We start from the raw sequence: 16,133 nt of genomic DNA, 5'->3' as shown, positions 1-16,133 counted from the left end.
TAAAAAACCATGACCATTGCTCTGGAACTTCAAGAACTTAAGAAAACCTATCCCGGTGGCGTGCAGGCGCTACGCGGCATAGATTTGCAAGTCGAAGCGGGGGATTTTTATGCGCTTTTGGGACCGAATGGCGCAGGTAAATCCACCACCATCGGCATTATCAGTTCGCTGGTGAATAAAACTTCCGGACGGGTAAGCGTCTTCGGATACGATCTCGATAAAGATACGGTTAACGCTAAACGTCAGCTTGGTCTGGTGCCGCAGGAGTTTAACTTTAACCCGTTTGAAACCGTGCAGCAGATCGTGGTCAACCAGGCAGGTTACTACGGCGTTGAGCATAAAGAAGCCGTTAAGCGTAGCGAAATATATCTAAAACAGCTCGACTTGTGGGAAAAGCGTAACGAACGTGCGCGTATGCTTTCCGGCGGGATGAAACGTCGTCTGATGATCGCTCGTGCGCTGATGCATGAGCCAAAGCTGTTGATTCTCGACGAACCGACGGCGGGCGTCGACATTGAGCTACGTCGTTCAATGTGGGGCTTTTTAAAAGATTTAAATGACAAAGGCACCACAATTATTCTGACCACCCACTATCTCGAAGAAGCGGAAATGCTGTGTCGCAATATCGGTATTATTCAGCACGGCGAGCTGGTGGAAAATACCTCCATGAAGAGCCTGCTCTCTAAACTGAAATCAGAAACCTTTATTCTCGATCTGGCGCCGAAAAGCCCGCTGCCAAAACTGGAAGGGTATCAGTATCGTCTGGTTGATACCTCGACGCTGGAAGTGGAAGTTCTGCGTGAGCAAGGGGTTAACAGCGTGTTCTCACAACTGAGCGCCCAGGGTATTCAGGTATTAAGTATGCGTAACAAAGCGAACCGACTGGAAGAACTGTTTGTTTCTCTGGTGCATGAAAAACAAGGAGATCGCGCATGATGCAGCTGTATTGGGTTGCGCTGAAAAGCATCTGGGCGAAAGAGATCCACCGCTTTATGCGTATCTGGGTCCAGACTCTGGTTCCTCCCGTCATCACCATGACGCTCTATTTTATTATTTTTGGTAATTTGATTGGCTCGCGTATCGGCGAAATGCATGGTTTTAGCTACATGCAGTTTATTGTGCCGGGGCTGATTATGATGGCTGTAATCACCAACTCGTACGCTAACGTGGCATCGTCATTCTTTAGCGCCAAGTTTCAACGCAATATTGAAGAACTGCTGGTCGCTCCGGTACCGACGCACGTCATTATCGCTGGTTTTGTCGGCGGCGGCGTGGCGCGCGGGCTGTGCGTGGGCATTCTGGTTACCGCGGTGTCGCTGTTCTTTGTGCCGTTCCAGGTACATTCGTGGGTGTTTGTGGCGCTCACATTGGTGCTGACTGCGATTCTGTTCTCGTTGGCGGGCTTACTGAATGCAGTCTTCGCCAAAACCTTTGACGATATCAGCCTGATCCCAACCTTCGTACTAACACCACTGACCTACCTGGGGGGCGTATTCTATTCGTTAACGCTGCTGCCGCCGTTCTGGCAGGGGCTGTCGCACCTGAACCCAATTGTCTACATGATCAGCGGATTCCGCTACGGCTTCCTGGGTATCCATGATGTTCCGCTGGTCACCACGTTTGGCGTGCTGGTGGTGTTCATCGCGGTGTTTTATTTGCTGTGCTGGTACCTGATCCAGCGTGGACGCGGTTTGCGCAGTTAATTCTTTCTTCCTCTCTCTGCTCGGGAGAGGAAGACTTTTGACGCTTATCACCATTATGGATTTATCACATTGATAAACTACTTGCCTGCTAAGGAGGAAGGCAATGTTAGGTTGGGTAATTACCTGTCATGACGATAAGGCACAGGATATGCTGCATCGTCTGGAGCAGAAGCACGGCCCGTTGGCCCAATGCCAGGCGGTAAGTTTTTGGCGTGGGCTCAGCTCAAATATGCTGAGCCGCATGATGTGCCACGCTCTGCATGCTACTGACTCAGGCGAGGGCGTGATCTTCCTGACGGATACCGCGGGGGCCGCACCGTACCGCGTGGCCTCGTTAATGAGCCACAAACACCCTCAGTGTGAAGTGATTTCAGGTATCAGCTATTCATTGCTTGAGCGAATGCTTTCGTCACGGGAATCAATGAGCAGCTCTGCGTTTCGCGATTGCATTGTTACGCTTGGCGGGCCGGAGGTCTCAAGCCTCTGGCATCAACAACAAAAAAATCCCCCCTTCGTGTTGAAGCATGATTTGTACGAGTATTAATCGTTGGTATTGATGGCGCTTTTGCTACAATAGCCGAGGTTTCTCGCCTCGGTTCGGTTATCTCATATGGTTATGCGCGTTGTGCTTATTTTGTTGCTCCTGTCTTCTGGCAGCGTAGCTGCGGCTTTGCCTGCTCGCTACATGCAAACTACCGAAGCGGCTGCCGTGTGGGCGCAGATAGGTGACAAAATGGTGACGGTGGGGAATGTTCGCGCCGGGCAGATCCTTGCCGTAGAGCCGATAGCGGCTGACTATTACGAATTCACCTTTGGCTTTGGTACCGGGTTTATTGATAAGGGGCATCTGGAGCCTGTTCAGGGGCGGCAGAAAGTTGACGATGGTTTGGGCGATCTCAATAAACCCCTCAGCAATCAAAGCCTGATTACCTGGAAAGATACACCGGTTTATAATGCCCCGGATGTCGGTAGCGCCCCGTTTGGCGTGCTGGCGGATAATCTGCGCTATCCCATAATCAGTAAGCTTAAAGACCGACTCAACCAGACGTGGTACCAGATCCGCATTGGCGGCAGACTGGCCTATATCAGTGCTCTGGATGCGCAGGAAGACAACGGCATCCCGGTGTTAACCTATCATCATATTCTGCGTGATGAAGAGAATACCCGCTTTCGTCACACCTCCACCACAACCTCCGTACGCGCTTTTAGCAACCAGATGGCCTGGCTACACGATCGCGGCTACACGACGCTGACGATGTATCAACTGGAAGGCTATGTACGCAACAATATGAACCTCCCGGCGCGGGCGGTGGTGCTGACTTTCGACGATGGTCTGAAGTCGGTGAGTCGTTATGCTTATCCGGTGTTGAAACAGAACGGCATGAAGGCGACGGCGTTTATCATCTCGTCACGCATTAAGCGCCATCCGCAGAAGTGGGATCCGAAATCGCTACAGTTTATGAGCGTCTCTGAACTGAATGGGATCAGGGATGTGTTTGACTTCCAGTCGCATACCCATTTTTTACATCGAGTGGACGCTTATCATCGGCCGATCCTGCTGAGCCGCAACTATCACAACATTCTGTTCGATTTTGCCCGTTCGCGGCGGGCGCTGTCCCAGTTCAATCCTCACGTCCTGTATCTTTCATATCCGTTTGGCGGTTATAACGCCACGGCGGTAAAAGCGGCGGGCGATGCGGGATTTCACATGGCGGTAACCACGGTGAGAGGGAAGGTGAAGCCGGGCGATAATCCGATGCTGCTCAAAAGGCTGTATATTTTACGCACGGATTCGCTGGAAACGATGTCGCGGCTGATCGTCAATCAGCCGCAGGGGTAAGGACTATCAGGCAACCTGGACCGGAATAGCTTTCGCGGTGCGCTTCATTTCGTTGTCGCCTTCAAAGTAGGCCACTTTCGGCCGCCATGTCCGGGCTTCTTCATCAGACATGGTGACGAAGCTGGCGATAATCACAATGTCGCCAACCTCAGCGCAATGCGCCGCCGCACCGTTCACCGAGATGATTTTGGAGCCGCGTTCAGCCGCAATCGCATAGGTTGAGAAACGTTTCCCATTGGTCACGTTCCAGATATCAATCGCTTCGTTTTCCAGAATACCGGAGGCATCGAGGAAATCCTGGTCAATGGCACAGGAACCTTCGTAGTGCAGGTCCGCCTGCGTGACTTTTACGCGGTGGAGCTTGCCTTGCAGCATGGTGCGAATCATAACTTCTATACCCTGTCGTTTATCTTGGCTAAGCAGGCGTTTGTAGCCTGCTTTGGAAATTCTCAGGCAGTATTGCCCGATTTTTAACCCCTGTCTACTGGGCTAATGTAACGCTTTGATTATCGATCAAACGCGCCTGTCCCAGCCATGCGGCGACCAGAATGACCGCACGTTTGCTGTTTTCGGTGAGTTCAAGCAGCGTGTCGGCATCGCGGATCTGAATGTCGTCGGCGCGGAAGCCTTTTTCATTCAGTTCTTGCGCTGCAATGGCAATCATCTCGTCCAGGTCACGCTCACCGGCCTGTAACTTTTCGCCGATGCCGCTCATCACTTTGTATAATCCTGGGGCGATTTTACGCTGCTCTGCCGTCAGATACCCGTTACGCGAGCTGAGCGCCAGACCATCTTTGGCGCGGATAATCGGCACGCCGACTATCTCAATGTCGTAGCCCAGATCGGCGACCATTTTGCGAATCAGCGCCAGTTGCTGGAAATCCTTTTCGCCAAAGCAGGCGATATCCGGCTGGATCAGGTTGAACAGCTTGCTGACGATGGTCGAGACGCCGCGGAAGTGGCCCGGACGGCTGGCGCCTTCCAGCATGGTAGAGAGGCCGGGAACATCAACGTACGTCTGGCCTTCCAGCCCCTGCGGATAGATTTCCTCAACGGCTGGAGCAAAGACATAATCGACTTTGCGCTTGTTCAGTTTTTCACAGTCTTCCTGCAGCGTGCGCGGATAGCGCACCAAATCTTCCGGTCTGTCGAATTGCATCGGATTGACGAAAATGCTGACGATGACCACATCAGCTCGGGCTTTTGCCTCATCGACCAGTTTCATGTGGCCGTCGTGCAGATTGCCCATAGAGGGAACCAATGCGACGCGTTTGCCTTCCTGGCGCAGACGACGGATATGCTGACGCAGCAGCGGCAGGGTTTCGATAATTAACACACCTGGACTCCTTAATGGAAACTGTGTTCTTCGCCCGGATAAACGCCGGACTCCACTTCTGCCATATACTGCCGTACGGCGGCGCGCATGTCGCCCGCTTCGGCAAGGAAATTTTTCGCGAATTTTGGAATATGACCGCCGGTGATGCCAAACGCATCGTGCATTACCAGGATCTGACCATCGGTGACGTTGCCCGCGCCGATGCCGATCACCGGAATCGACAGCGCTTCAGTAACGCGCTTCGCCAGTTCAACCGGCACGCATTCCAGCACCAACAGTTGAGCGCCTGCCGCTTCTAAGGCCAGCGCGTCATCCAGCAGTACCTGCCCGGCGTCGCCGCGGCCCTGAATTTTATAGCCGCCGAAGATATTCACCGATTGCGGCGTCAGCCCCAGATGGCCACAAACCGGGACGGCGCGTTCGGTGAGCATTTTCACCGTGTCAACGAGCCATGCGCCGCCTTCAATCTTGACCATATTGGCCCCCGCACGCATCACGATGGCCGCGTTTTCAAACGCCTGTTCCGGCGTGGCATAAGCCATAAACGGTAGGTCGGAGAGCAGCAGGCAGTTCGGCGCGCCACGGCGAACGGCGCGGGTGTGGTAGGCGATATCTTCCACGGTGACCGGCAGGGTGGAGTCGTGCCCCTGAATTGTCATGCCCAGTGAGTCGCCCACCAGCATCACGTTGATGCCTTCATCGGCGAATAATTTGGCGAAGCTGTAATCGTACGCGGTAATGGTGGCGAAGCGTTTCTTTTCCTGTTTGCATTTCTGTAACAGCGAAATGGTGGTCGGTTTCATAACATTTCCTGATGATGAAAGTCATATTTACCGGCATTCTAACAGTCACATTCAGGGGGGCAATTGATTTAAGCAATCGTTTGGCGCTAAAGCAGTAAACGCTAAAGGGGAGGCTATGTTTTACCAGTGGACGGGTTTTGCCGCACCAAGATCGGTGAGATGCTGATGCAAGCTGATACCATCCGGAAAGATCAGATCAGGGGCGATCTCAAACAGCGGCCACAGCATAAAGCCCCGGTTTTTCATGTCGTAGTGCGGCACGGTCAGACGGTCGGTGTTAATCACTTCATTGCCAAACAGCATAATGTCGAGATCCAGCGTACGCGGACCCCAGCGTTCGGCCTTGCGCACACGCCCCTGCTGCAGCTCAATGCGCTGGGTATGGTTAAGCAATTCTTCTGGGGCGAGAGCGGTATCCAGCGCCACGGCGGCGTTCAGGTAATCGGGCTGATCCTGTGGGCCTAATGGCGGTGTGCGGTAAAATGAAGAGACGGCCACAATGCGGCTGTCGGGAATTTCACCGATCGCCTGTACGGCAGCATTCACCTGCTCCAGCGGGGAGGCGAGGTTGCTGCCAATAGCGATATATACCCGTCGTCTTTCAAGCTGCATCTGTGTTGGCTTTCCTCGCTCATCCCACTCACGTACTGATGTACGCTCCCGGGAGTTCGCTGTGTCGCCGCCTTGATGCAACCCGAAATCCATTGGGTATTCGCGATTGGTCACGCGGAGCCCTCGCGGCGTGGCGCGCGTTTACGTGGGCGACGATGACGACGACGTTCAGGCTCTTCATCCAGCTCGTTCAGCATGCCTTTTTGCTCCGGCGGCGCTGAAACCTGGAATTCACCCCACCATTGAGCCAGACGCTGCAGCTCGGCATTGTTTTCCACTTCTGCACGCAGGGCCAGCAGGTCGTAGGCGGCGCGGAACTTCGGATGTTCCATCAGCTTCCAGGCGCGTTTGCCCTGACGACGGGACATGCGTAACTGCAACTGCCAAATATCGCGGGTCAGCGAGGTTAATCGTTTCGGGATTGCCAGCGAGCGACAGGCTTCGTCGAGTACGTCATTCATTGCCAGTGCGAAAGCGTCGTAATAGGCCAGGCCGCTTTCTTGCGCGATTTTCTGCGCGGCTTCCAGTAACGGATACCAGAACATGGCGGCGAACAAGAACGCCGGGTTAACGCGCATATCATTGTTAATGCGGTTATCGGTATTCTTCAGCACCTGGGCGATAATGCGTTCCATCGGGCTGTCACCGTCTTCGGTGAAGTAGCGCGTAATGGTTGGGAACAACGGCTGGAACAGGCTGTACTCACGCAGTTTTTTATAGGTTTCATACCCATAGCCCGCCTGTAACAGCTTAAGCGCTTCTTCAAACAGGCGTGCGGGAGGAATGTCGTTCAACAGCGTTGCCAGACGCGGGATCGGCTCTGCGGTTTCCGGGCTGATACGCATGTCGAGCTTGGCGGCAAAGCGCACGGCGCGCAGCATACGTACGGGATCTTCGCGATAGCGCGTTTCCGGATTACCGATCAGGCGAATGATGCCTTCTTCGAGATCCTGCATGCCACCGACGTAATCACGCACGGTGAAATCGGCCACGCTGTAATACAGGCTGTTGATCGTGAAATCGCGACGCTGGGCATCTTCTTCAATGGAGCCAAAGATGTTATCGCGCAGCAGCATACCGTTTTGCCCGCGTTGCGACGTGGTGCGATCGGCTTCGCTGCCTTCATGATGGCCGCGAAAGGTCGCCACTTCGATAATTTCCGGGCCAAACATCACATGCGCAAGGCGGAAACGGCGACCGACCAGACGACAGTTGCGAAACAGTTTTCGCACCTGATCCGGCGTTGCGTTAGTGGTGACATCAAAATCTTTTGGCTTTTTGCCCAGCAAAAGATCGCGCACGCCCCCGCCAACCAGCCATGCCTCGTATCCAGCCTTATTGAGCCTGTACATTACCTTCAGGGCATTTTCACTGATATCTTTGCGGGAGATTGAGTGCTGCTCACGCGGGATTACCGTCATATGTGGACGGGCGACGGCAAGCTCGGCCTCGCGCTCCTCGCGGCTTAGCACCTTGCGGCAAAAATTAGCGACTCGGGTAAAAATAGTGCACCTCGGTAGTGTCAAACTTCAATCAGAACAAGTGTTGCTGTGTAAAAATAGCGGCTAATCATAGCTCAGCGTGGCGCATTTGAGAATGGCGTATTTACGATCGCTGATTCTGGCACCGTTGTCAGACTCCAGTTTTTGACGGCAAACTGAAGGATCTGATCGACCTGCATTTCCTGCCACGCGATATCCGCACGCTGGCCGAGAAAGCGCAGCGCGGCAATAATCACCGGACGTGGATCGCCTTGCGGCAGGGCAGGTGCATGATTTTGTTTGGAAAGTTTAGCGCCTTGTTCGTTAAGCGCCAGCGGCAGATGAATATAGTCTGGCGCCTGCCAGCCAAACTGCTGATACAACGAAATTTGCCGCACCGTCGGTTCTATGAGATCGGCGCCGCGCACAATTTCCGTCACGCCCTGGAAATGGTCATCTACCACTACCGCGAGGTTATAGGCAAACAGCCCGTCGCGGCGGTGAATAATAAAATCTTCGCCAGCAAGTTGCGGGTCAGCCTGAATTACACCGCGTAGCCGGTCAGTAAACTGCAGCACGGGGCGGCGTTGATTGATGCGGACAGCCGCCTGCTCTGGCCCGAGGCGTAACTCACGGCAGTGGCCGTCGTAAATACCGCCGACGCTTTGAATACGCGCCCGTGTACAGGTGCAGTAATAGCTCAGATCCTGCTGATGCAGCCAGCTAAGCGCCTCTCGGTAGGCGTCATGACGCTGGGACTGCCATAAAATTTCGCCATCCCAGTGCAGGCCGTAATGTTCCAGCTGACGCAGAATCGTCTCTGCAGCACCGGGAACTTCACGAGGGGGGTCAATGTCTTCAATACGTACTCGCCAGATGCCGCGCCGGGCACGGGCCTGCAGGTAGCTCCCGAGGGCGGCAATGAGTGAACCGAAGTGCAGTTCGCCGGAAGGGGAGGGGGCGAAGCGGCCAATATAGTGTGAATCGCTCATTTTGCGGACTAACAAATAATAAGGCGGGAGAAACTCCCGCCTGTAGTAAACGTGGTAAAAATGACCGGAATTAACCTGCCATTTGTTTTTCGCGGATTTCTGCCAGCGTTTTGCAGTCGATACACAGATCGGCTGTCGGACGCGCTTCCAGACGGCGAATACCAATTTCTACGCCGCATGATTCGCAGTAGCCGAAATCTTCGTCTTCTACCTTCTTCAGCGTCTTCTCGATCTTTTTGATCAGTTTGCGCTCACGGTCACGGTTACGCAGCTCAAGGCTGAATTCTTCTTCCTGCGCGGCGCGGTCCACCGGATCAGGGAAGTTAGCCGCTTCGTCTTGCATATGAGATACGGTGCGATCGACTTCATCCCTAAGTTGATTACGCCATGCCTCAAGAATACGCCTGAAGTGCGACAGCTGGGCTTCGTTCATATACTCTTCGCCCGGTTTCTCCTGGTACGGCTCCACCCCAGCGATGGCGAGAATACTCAGGGACGATGTTTTACGGTTTTGCCCTTCTTGCATGTTGCTTCTCCTTAACACGCACTATCGATCCCCATGTTCGGGGGAAAAATCAGGTCGCTATAAATAGCAGATGCTTTTCCGGATAGCAATTATCTAAACGTAACACTTGACAACCCTGTGAGGAAAAGCGTATTTGCACACGCGCCCAGAATATTAATTAACCAGATGTTTACACCATTACAAGGTAATGGGCAACGGCTCTTTAAGAGTCATACCATGGGCAGAAAGTTCCGCTTTATAAACCAGAATTTCGACCCCCTTTTGCCGAGCTTCGACCAATAATTGCGCATATTTCGTATCAATATGGCGCGCGGGTGAAAACCGTGTAATGGCTGAATGTAGCACAGCGAAAAATATCACCGCCCGCTTACCTTCAGCCGCTACGCTCATCAATTCCCGAAGATGTTTCTGACCTCGTTCAGTGATGGCATCGGGAAAATAACCCTGATCTTTTTCCGCCAACGTGACTGATTTCACTTCAATATAGCAGTCAGGTCGGGAATCCGCCTGTAACAAAAAGTCTATACGACTCCCTTCAGCGCCGTATTTTACTTCACTTTTCAATATGCTATAGCCTGAAACTTCTGAAATTAGCGACTGCTGAATCGCCTCTTTCGCTAATCTGTTCGCCCACAGCGTGTTAACACAAATAAATGCCCCGGATTGCGTTTGCGTTAATTCCCAGGTATGCGGATATTTCCGTTTGGTATTTTCTGATGTTGAATACCAGACGGTATCACCTGGCGTTGCGCATCCGGTCATCGCGCCGGTATTTGGGCAGTGTAACGTTAACGTTGTGCCATCCGGTGTGATCACATCCGCTAAAAAGCGCTTGTAGCGCTGGATGAGCGTAGCGGGTTGTAAAGGTGGAGAAAATTGCATGAACAGTCCCTTTGATTATTCAGTCAGCATCCAGCGTTGCAACTGCGTGTAACGCGTACGCCCCCGCGTGAATGTGGAGGAATAGAGCGCAAACCCGGTGACCGGGAACGACCAGCCAAAGCCGGGGGGCGGAATGGGAACCGCGTGTCCGGCATCGCGCAGCAGCGTGATATGCGGGTGAAACGGCTGCGGGCTTTGATAGCACCCGCTGCGTGAGGCCTGCGCCCGCAGCATATTCGCCAGTTGTAACAGTCCGCGCGGCGGCTGACGCATCCCCAGCCACACTACTCGCGAACGCAGCCATTGCCCGGCATCATCCAGTTTGAGCGTAAAACCGGGCTGGCGAATGCGTCCGGCTAGCTGCGACAACGCCTGTTGCTTCTCTGCGCTGACATCACCTAAAAAGGCCAACGTCAGATGCAGATTCTCGGCGGCGACGGGACGGCCTGCTTCAGGAGGGAACTGCGCGGCTCGCCAGTGGATTAACTGCTCCCGAACCTCGGCAGGCAATTCAATCGCAAAGAACAGCCTTTTTGGCTCAGACATGATGGATACTCGGTTATGAATTAACGCGATGCTACAATGCAGCGCGAAGAATGTTAACCCTCTGGAGCCATTTGTGACGTCGTTGCCCGTTGCCGCCGTAGTGCCTGCACTGCTTACCGCCCTTGATGCCTCGCCGCAGGTTCTGCTGACCGCGCCGACCGGTGCCGGGAAATCGACCTGGCTGCCGTTGCGACTGCTTGAGCATGGTGGCATCAAGGGGCGGATAATTTTGCTGGAGCCGCGCCGTCTGGCGGCACGCAATGTGGCGCAGCGGTTGGCGGAGTTGCTGAACGAAAAGCCCGGCGAGACCGTGGGGTATCGCATGCGCGCGCAAAGCTGCGTGGGGCCGCAGACCCGGCTGGAAGTGGTGACGGAAGGCGTCCTGACGCGCATGATCCAACGCGATCCCGAACTCACGGACGTCGGATTAGTGATCCTCGATGAATTTCACGAACGGAGTCTGCAGGCCGACCTGGCGCTGGCGCTGCTGCTGGATGTACAGCAAGGTCTGCGTGACGATCTGAAACTGTTGATCATGTCCGCAACGCTCGATAACGGGCGCTTGCAGCAGTTATTGCCCGATGCGCCCATGATTATCTCTGAAGGCCGCACATTTCCGGTCGAGCGACGGTATCAACCGCTGGCGGCACATCTGCGTTTTGACGAAGCGGTGGCGATAGCCACGGCGGAGCTACTGCGCTATGAAAGCGGGTCGCTGCTGCTGTTTTTACCGGGCGTTGGGGAAATCCAGCGCGTGCAGGAGCAACTGACAACGCGTGTGGGCAGCGATGTTGTGCTGTGCCCACTGTATGGCGCGCTGACGCTTGCCGAGCAGCGTCAGGCGATTTTGCCCGCGCCGCAAGGCCAGCGCAAAGTGGTGCTGGCCACCAACATTGCTGAAACCAGCTTAACGATTGAAGGTATTCGGCTGGTGGTAGACTGCGCTCAGGAGCGCGTGGCGCGCTATGACGCGCGCACTGGACTGACGCGACTGATTACCCAGCGCATTAGCCAAGCCTCGATGACGCAGCGAGCGGGACGCGCAGGGCGTCTGGAACCCGGAATTTGTCTGCATCTGCTGGCCAAAGAACAGGCGGAAAGAGCGGCCCCGCAAGGGGAGCCGGAGATATTACAGAGCGATCTGTCCGGGCTGCTAATTGAGTTGCTGCAATGGGGATGCACCGATCCCGCGCAACTAAACTGGCTGGATACGCCGCCCGCTATCAACCTGCAGGCGGCAAAACAACTGTTGCAGATGCTGGGTGCGCTTGCGGGTGACAGGCTCAGCGCTCGCGGGCAGAAAATGGCGATGTTGGGGAACGATCCTCGCCTGGCGGCGATGCTGGTCAGCGCCAGCAATGATACCGAAGCGGCAACGGCGGCAAAACTGGCAGCGATTCTGGAGGAGCCGCCGCGTGGTGGCTGTACCGATCTGGCTGCGGCGTTTTCACGCAATCACCCCGCCTGGCAGCAGCGCAGCCAGCAATTGCTGAAACGGCTCAATGTTCGCAGCGGACAGCCCGACAGTACGCTGCTTTCCCCGTTGCTGGCGCAGGCGTTTGCCGACCGGATCGCGCGTCGACGCGGGCAGGAAGGGCGTTATCAACTGGCTAATGGTATGGGCGCAATGTTGGATGCTGATGACGCTTCCGGACGCCATGAATGGCTGATAGCGCCGTTGTTGCTACAGGGCAGCGCTTCGCCGGATGCGCGTATTCTGCTGGCCCTGCCGCTGGAGATTGACGTGCTGATGCAGACGTGTCCTGAACTGCTCCAGCAGTCCGACACTATCGAGTGGGATGAAACCCAGGGCACATTAAAAGCCTTACGCCGCTCGCGCATTGGTCAGCTCACGGTAAAAGTCCAGCCGCTGGCTAAACCCTCGGAAGAGGAGTTGCACCAGGCGATGTTGAATGGCATTCGCGATAAAGGGCTAAGTATGCTCAACTGGACGCCGGAGGCCGAGCAGTTTCGGCTGCGTTTGCACTGTGCGGCGACCTGGTTGCCAGAATATGACTGGCCCGCGGTAGATGAAGATTCTCTGCTGGCGACGCTGGAGACCTGGCTGTTGCCGCACATGAGCGGTGTGCACTCTTTACGCGCGTTAAAAGCATTAAATGTGGGTCAGGCATTGCGCGGTTTGCTGGACTGGTCAATGCTGCAACGTCTGGATAGTGAACTGCCGGCGCATTACACTGTGCCGACGGGGAGTCGGATTGCCATTCGCTATCATGAAGATAATCCTCCTGCGCTGGCGGTGCGGATGCAGGAAATGTTTGGCGAAGCGAGGACTCCAACCATCGCTCAGGGCCGCGTTCCGTTGGTGCTGGAGCTGCTGTCTCCGGCCCAACGACCGCTACAGGTGACCAGCGATCTGAGCGCGTTCTGGCAGGGATCGTACCGCGAGGTGCAAAAAGAGATGAAAGGGCGTTATCCGAAACACGTCTGGCCGGACGATCCGGCGAATACCGCGCCAACGCGGCGCACCAAAAAGTATTCGTAATGTAACTGTAGGCCGGATAAGGCGTTATGCCGCATCCGGCGAAAGAGCGGTAATAATTGAGAGATTTCTTCTTCTGTCGCAGGACGGAAGAACAGAGAATCGGGCCTTTGCGCCTGAATGTTGCGGAGAAAAAGCATGGCGGGGAATGACCGCGAGCCAATTGGACGTAAAGGGAAACCATCGCGTCCGGTAAAACAAAAGGTGAGCCGTCGTCAACTCAGAGATGAAGAGTATGACGACGATTATGATGATGATGACTATGAGGATGAAGAACCGATGCCGCGTAAGGGTAAGGGCAAAGGGCGTAAGCCTCGTGGTAAGCGCGGCTGGTTCTGGCTGCTGGTAAAACTGTCGATTGTCTTTTTGGTGCTGATCGCCATTTACGGCGTGTATCTGGACCAAAAAATTCGTAGCCGTATTGATGGCAAAGTCTGGCAACTTCCGGCGGCGGTATATGGCCGCATGGTTAACCTTGAGCCAGAAATGCCCATTGGCAAGAACGAGATGGTGAAGCTGCTGGAGGCCACGCAGTATCGTCAGGTGACGAAGATGACGCGTCCGGGCGAATTCACCGTACAGGCGAAGAGCATTGAGATGATTCGTCGCCCGTTTGACTTCCCGGACAGCAAAGAAGGGCAGGTGCGCGCGCGTCTGACCTTTGACGGCGATCATCTGGACACCATCGAGAATATGGATAACAACCGCCAGTTCGGTTTCTTCCGTCTCGATCCGCGTCTGATCACCATGCTCTCTTCACCAAACGGCGAGCAGCGTCTGTTTGTCCCGCGTAGCGGCTTCCCTGATCTGCTGGTGGACACGCTATTGGCGACAGAAGACCGTCACTTCTATGAGCACGACGGGATCAGTCTCTATTCCATTGGCCGTGCGGTGCTGGCGAACCTGACGGCAGGTCGTACGGTACAGGGGGCCAGTACGCTGACCCAGCAGTTGGTGAAGAACCTGTTCCTCTCCAGCGAGCGCTCCTACTGGCGTAAAGCCAACGAAGCCTATATGGCGCTGATCATGGATGCGCGTTACAGCAAAGACCGCATTCTTGAGCTGTACATGAACGAAGTCTATCTCGGCCAGAGCGGTGACAACGAGATCCGTGGCTTCCCGCTGGCGAGCTTGTATTACTTCGGACGTCCGGTGGAAGAGTTAAGCCTCGACCAACAAGCACTGCTGGTTGGGATGGTGAAAGGGGCGTCGATTTATAACCCGTGGCGTAACCCGAAGCTGGCGCTGGAGCGTCGTAACCTGGTGCTGCGTCTGCTGCAACAGCAGCAGATTATCGACCAGGATCTGTATGACATGCTGAGCGCGCGTCCGTTAGGCGTGCAACCGCGCGGCGGGGTGATCTCCCCGCAGCCAGCGTTTATGCAGATGGTGCGTCAGGAGCTACAGGCGAAGCTCGGCGATAAAGTTAAAGATCTCTCCGGCGTGAAAATTTTCACCACCTTTGATTCCGTGGCGCAGGACGCTGCAGAAAAAGCGGCGGTGGAAGGCATTCCGGTGCTGAAGAAACAACGTAAGCTGAGCGATCTGGAAACGGCGATTGTGGTGGTTGATCGCTTTAGCGGTGAAGTTCGCGCCATGGTTGGCGGGGCAGAGCCGCAGTTTGCGGGCTATAACCGTGCGATGCAGGCGCGTCGTTCAATTGGTTCTCTGGCGAAGCCGGCGACCTATCTGACGGCACTTAGCCAGCCGAAGCTGTACCGCCTGAATACCTGGATTGCCGATGCGCCAATTGCGCTGCGTCAGCCGAACGGCCAGGTGTGGTCGCCGCAGAACGATGACCGTCGCTATAGCGAAAGCGGTAAAGTGATGCTGGTGGACGCGTTAACGCGCTCAATGAACGTACCCACGGTGAATCTGGGGATGGCGCTGGGCCTGCCTGCCGTGACCGATACCTGGCTGAAGCTGGGCGCGCCGAAAGATCAGCTTAACCCGGTTCCGGCTATGCTGCTGGGGGCGCTGAACCTGACGCCAATCGAAGTGGCGCAGGCGTTCCAGACTATTGCCAGCGGTGGGAACCGCGCGCCGCTGTCGGCGCTGCGTTCGGTGATTGCCGAAGATGGCACGGTGTTGTACCAGAGCTTCCCGCAGGCTGAGCGTGCCGTTCCGGCGCAGGCGGCGTATATGACGCTGTGGACCATGCAGCAGGTGGTTCAGCGTGGTACAGGCCGCCAGCTTGGCGCGAAGTATCCTGGGCTGCATCTGGCGGGTAAAACCGGGACCACCAACAACAACGTCGATACCTGGTTCGCCGGGATTGACGGCAGCCAGGTGACCATCACCTGGGTGGGCCGTGATAACAACCAGCCAACCAAGCTGTACGGTGCCAGCGGCGCGATGTCGATTTATCAGCGTTATCTGGCTAACCAGACTCCAACCCCGCTGGTGCTGACGCCACCGGAGGATGTGGTGGATATGGGCGTGGACTATGACGGCAACTTCGTGTGTAGTGGTGGGATGCGCACGCTGCCAGTATGGACCACCGATCCTGACTCACTGTGTCAGCAGGGGGAAATGCTGCAGCAGTCGGGTAATCCGTTCGATCAATCTTCTCAACAGCCGCAGCAACAGCAGCCTCAACAGCAGCAACCGGCGCAGCAAGAGAAGAAAGACAGCGACGGCGTAGCGGGCTGGATTAAGGATATGTTCGGCGGAAACTAATCAATGCGTCATCTGGTTCCCTTACTCAGTAGGGAGCCAGATTGGCGTTTACCCTCCTGTCTTTATTATTTATTTCAGTAATGTGTTGTTGGTAATTATTTTTTTAATTTATTTTAGATTTCCTTAACTATTTGTTTATTATATTTCATAATTGATTATTTTCTTTAAAAACAATTGATTATGCATATCTCGGATATGAATTGTGTTCCTGATGATAATATTATGATATTAAA

Annotated in this window: 15 protein-coding genes; 6 read left to right on the top strand and 9 right to left on the bottom strand. The window is 54.8% G+C overall.

What is annotated here, in order from left to right:
- Window positions 1-9 precede the first annotated feature (9 nt).
- The 4 genes from M4I31_RS19495 to M4I31_RS19480 all read left to right on the top strand — a co-directional run bounded on the left by M4I31_RS19495 (window position 10) and on the right by M4I31_RS19480 (window position 3,543).
- On the top strand, window positions 10-936 hold the full coding sequence (locus M4I31_RS19495) for an ABC transporter ATP-binding protein (RefSeq protein ID WP_038637310.1): 927 nt from the start codon (window positions 10-12) through the stop codon (window positions 934-936).
- Complete coding sequence (locus tag M4I31_RS19490; RefSeq protein WP_038637314.1) at window positions 933-1,703, top strand: ABC transporter permease; 771 nt, start codon at window positions 933-935, stop codon at window positions 1,701-1,703. The genes M4I31_RS19495 and M4I31_RS19490 overlap by 4 nt, the downstream gene beginning before the upstream one ends.
- Before the next feature lie 103 nt (window positions 1,704-1,806).
- The gene (locus M4I31_RS19485) at window positions 1,807-2,247 is read left to right on the top strand and encodes a PTS sugar transporter subunit IIA (RefSeq protein WP_038637318.1); all 441 of its coding nucleotides are present in this window, start codon (window positions 1,807-1,809) and stop codon (window positions 2,245-2,247) included.
- A 66-nt stretch (window positions 2,248-2,313) separates the two neighbouring features.
- Window positions 2,314-3,543 carry a polysaccharide deacetylase family protein gene (locus tag M4I31_RS19480; RefSeq protein WP_085048293.1) on the top strand — a complete coding sequence of 410 codons (1,230 nt, stop codon included), beginning with the start codon at window positions 2,314-2,316 and terminating at the stop codon, window positions 3,541-3,543.
- Between the two features lie 6 nt (window positions 3,544-3,549).
- Here the strand turns inward: M4I31_RS19480 and panD are convergent, their stop codons facing one another.
- The 9 genes from panD to thpR form a co-directional block, all read right to left on the bottom strand.
- Window positions 3,550-3,930 (bottom strand): aspartate 1-decarboxylase, encoded by a 381-nt coding sequence (gene panD, locus M4I31_RS19475; RefSeq protein WP_023178331.1) that lies wholly within the window; start codon window positions 3,928-3,930, stop codon window positions 3,550-3,552.
- A gap of 94 nt (window positions 3,931-4,024) precedes the next feature.
- Window positions 4,025-4,879 (bottom strand): pantoate--beta-alanine ligase, encoded by an 855-nt coding sequence (panC, locus tag M4I31_RS19470; protein ID WP_085048292.1) that lies wholly within the window; start codon window positions 4,877-4,879, stop codon window positions 4,025-4,027.
- Window positions 4,880-4,890: 11 nt separating this feature from the next.
- On the bottom strand, window positions 4,891-5,682 hold the full coding sequence (gene panB, locus M4I31_RS19465; RefSeq protein WP_023993177.1) for a 3-methyl-2-oxobutanoate hydroxymethyltransferase: 792 nt from the start codon (window positions 5,680-5,682) through the stop codon (window positions 4,891-4,893).
- Window positions 5,683-5,802: 120 nt separating this feature from the next.
- Window positions 5,803-6,294 carry a 2-amino-4-hydroxy-6-hydroxymethyldihydropteridine diphosphokinase gene (gene folK / locus M4I31_RS19460; RefSeq protein WP_085048291.1) on the bottom strand — a complete coding sequence of 164 codons (492 nt, stop codon included), beginning with the start codon at window positions 6,292-6,294 and terminating at the stop codon, window positions 5,803-5,805.
- Window positions 6,295-6,404: 110 nt separating this feature from the next.
- On the bottom strand, window positions 6,405-7,799 hold the full coding sequence (pcnB, locus tag M4I31_RS19455) for a polynucleotide adenylyltransferase PcnB (protein WP_204525718.1): 1,395 nt from the start codon (window positions 7,797-7,799) through the stop codon (window positions 6,405-6,407).
- Window positions 7,800-7,870: 71 nt separating this feature from the next.
- The gene (gene gluQRS / locus M4I31_RS19450) at window positions 7,871-8,767 is read right to left on the bottom strand and encodes a tRNA glutamyl-Q(34) synthetase GluQRS (protein ID WP_085048290.1); all 897 of its coding nucleotides are present in this window, start codon (window positions 8,765-8,767) and stop codon (window positions 7,871-7,873) included.
- 70 nt (window positions 8,768-8,837) lie between these two features.
- Window positions 8,838-9,293, bottom strand: coding sequence for an RNA polymerase-binding protein DksA (gene dksA, locus M4I31_RS19445; RefSeq protein ID WP_003018625.1), 456 nt, complete (start codon window positions 9,291-9,293; stop codon window positions 8,838-8,840).
- A 177-nt stretch (window positions 9,294-9,470) separates the two neighbouring features.
- Window positions 9,471-10,175, bottom strand: a complete 705-nt coding sequence (gene sfsA / locus M4I31_RS19440) for a DNA/RNA nuclease SfsA (protein ID WP_038637342.1) — start codon at window positions 10,173-10,175, stop codon at window positions 9,471-9,473.
- A 15-nt stretch (window positions 10,176-10,190) separates the two neighbouring features.
- Window positions 10,191-10,721, bottom strand: coding sequence for an RNA 2',3'-cyclic phosphodiesterase (gene thpR / locus M4I31_RS19435; RefSeq protein WP_038637344.1), 531 nt, complete (start codon window positions 10,719-10,721; stop codon window positions 10,191-10,193).
- A 73-nt stretch (window positions 10,722-10,794) separates the two neighbouring features.
- Here thpR and hrpB point away from each other — a divergent pair, with 73 nt between their 5' ends.
- Both hrpB and mrcB read left to right on the top strand, forming a co-directional pair.
- A complete protein-coding gene (hrpB, locus tag M4I31_RS19430; RefSeq protein ID WP_176281245.1) occupies window positions 10,795-13,224 on the top strand; it encodes an ATP-dependent helicase HrpB in 2,430 nt (809 codons plus the stop codon).
- 135 nt (window positions 13,225-13,359) lie between these two features.
- Window positions 13,360-15,900 (top strand): bifunctional glycosyl transferase/transpeptidase, encoded by a 2,541-nt coding sequence (gene mrcB, locus M4I31_RS19425; protein ID WP_085048287.1) that lies wholly within the window; start codon window positions 13,360-13,362, stop codon window positions 15,898-15,900.
- Window positions 15,901-16,133: the final 233 nt, after the last annotated feature.

This window comes from Citrobacter sp. XT1-2-2 (genome assembly GCF_023516235.1).
Lineage (GTDB): Bacteria > Pseudomonadota > Gammaproteobacteria > Enterobacterales > Enterobacteriaceae > Citrobacter > Citrobacter werkmanii.
The sequence above is the reverse complement of the archived record's forward strand: the minus strand, read 5'-3'. Positions and strand labels throughout refer to the sequence as shown.

Excerpts from the sequence above, each read along its gene's own strand:
- folK (WP_085048291.1), bottom strand. The coding sequence starts at position 6,294 with ATGCAGCTTGAAAGACGACGGGTATATATCGCTATTGGCAGCAACCTC.
- M4I31_RS19490 (WP_038637314.1), top strand. The coding sequence starts at position 933 with ATGATGCAGCTGTATTGGGTTGCGCTGAAAAGCATCTGGGCGAAAGAG.
- sfsA (WP_038637342.1), bottom strand. The coding sequence starts at position 10,175 with ATGCAATTTTCTCCACCTTTACAACCCGCTACGCTCATCCAGCGCTAC.
- panB (WP_023993177.1), bottom strand. The coding sequence starts at position 5,682 with ATGAAACCGACCACCATTTCGCTGTTACAGAAATGCAAACAGGAAAAG.
- M4I31_RS19480 (WP_085048293.1), top strand. The coding sequence starts at position 2,314 with ATGGTTATGCGCGTTGTGCTTATTTTGTTGCTCCTGTCTTCTGGCAGC.
- dksA (WP_003018625.1), bottom strand. The coding sequence starts at position 9,293 with ATGCAAGAAGGGCAAAACCGTAAAACATCGTCCCTGAGTATTCTCGCC.
- M4I31_RS19495 (WP_038637310.1), top strand. The coding sequence starts at position 10 with ATGACCATTGCTCTGGAACTTCAAGAACTTAAGAAAACCTATCCCGGT.
- thpR (WP_038637344.1), bottom strand. The coding sequence starts at position 10,721 with ATGTCTGAGCCAAAAAGGCTGTTCTTTGCGATTGAATTGCCTGCCGAG.
- M4I31_RS19485 (WP_038637318.1), top strand. The coding sequence starts at position 1,807 with ATGTTAGGTTGGGTAATTACCTGTCATGACGATAAGGCACAGGATATG.
- gluQRS (WP_085048290.1), bottom strand. The coding sequence starts at position 8,767 with ATGAGCGATTCACACTATATTGGCCGCTTCGCCCCCTCCCCTTCCGGC.
- mrcB (WP_085048287.1), top strand. The coding sequence starts at position 13,360 with ATGGCGGGGAATGACCGCGAGCCAATTGGACGTAAAGGGAAACCATCG.
- panD (WP_023178331.1), bottom strand. The coding sequence starts at position 3,930 with ATGATTCGCACCATGCTGCAAGGCAAGCTCCACCGCGTAAAAGTCACG.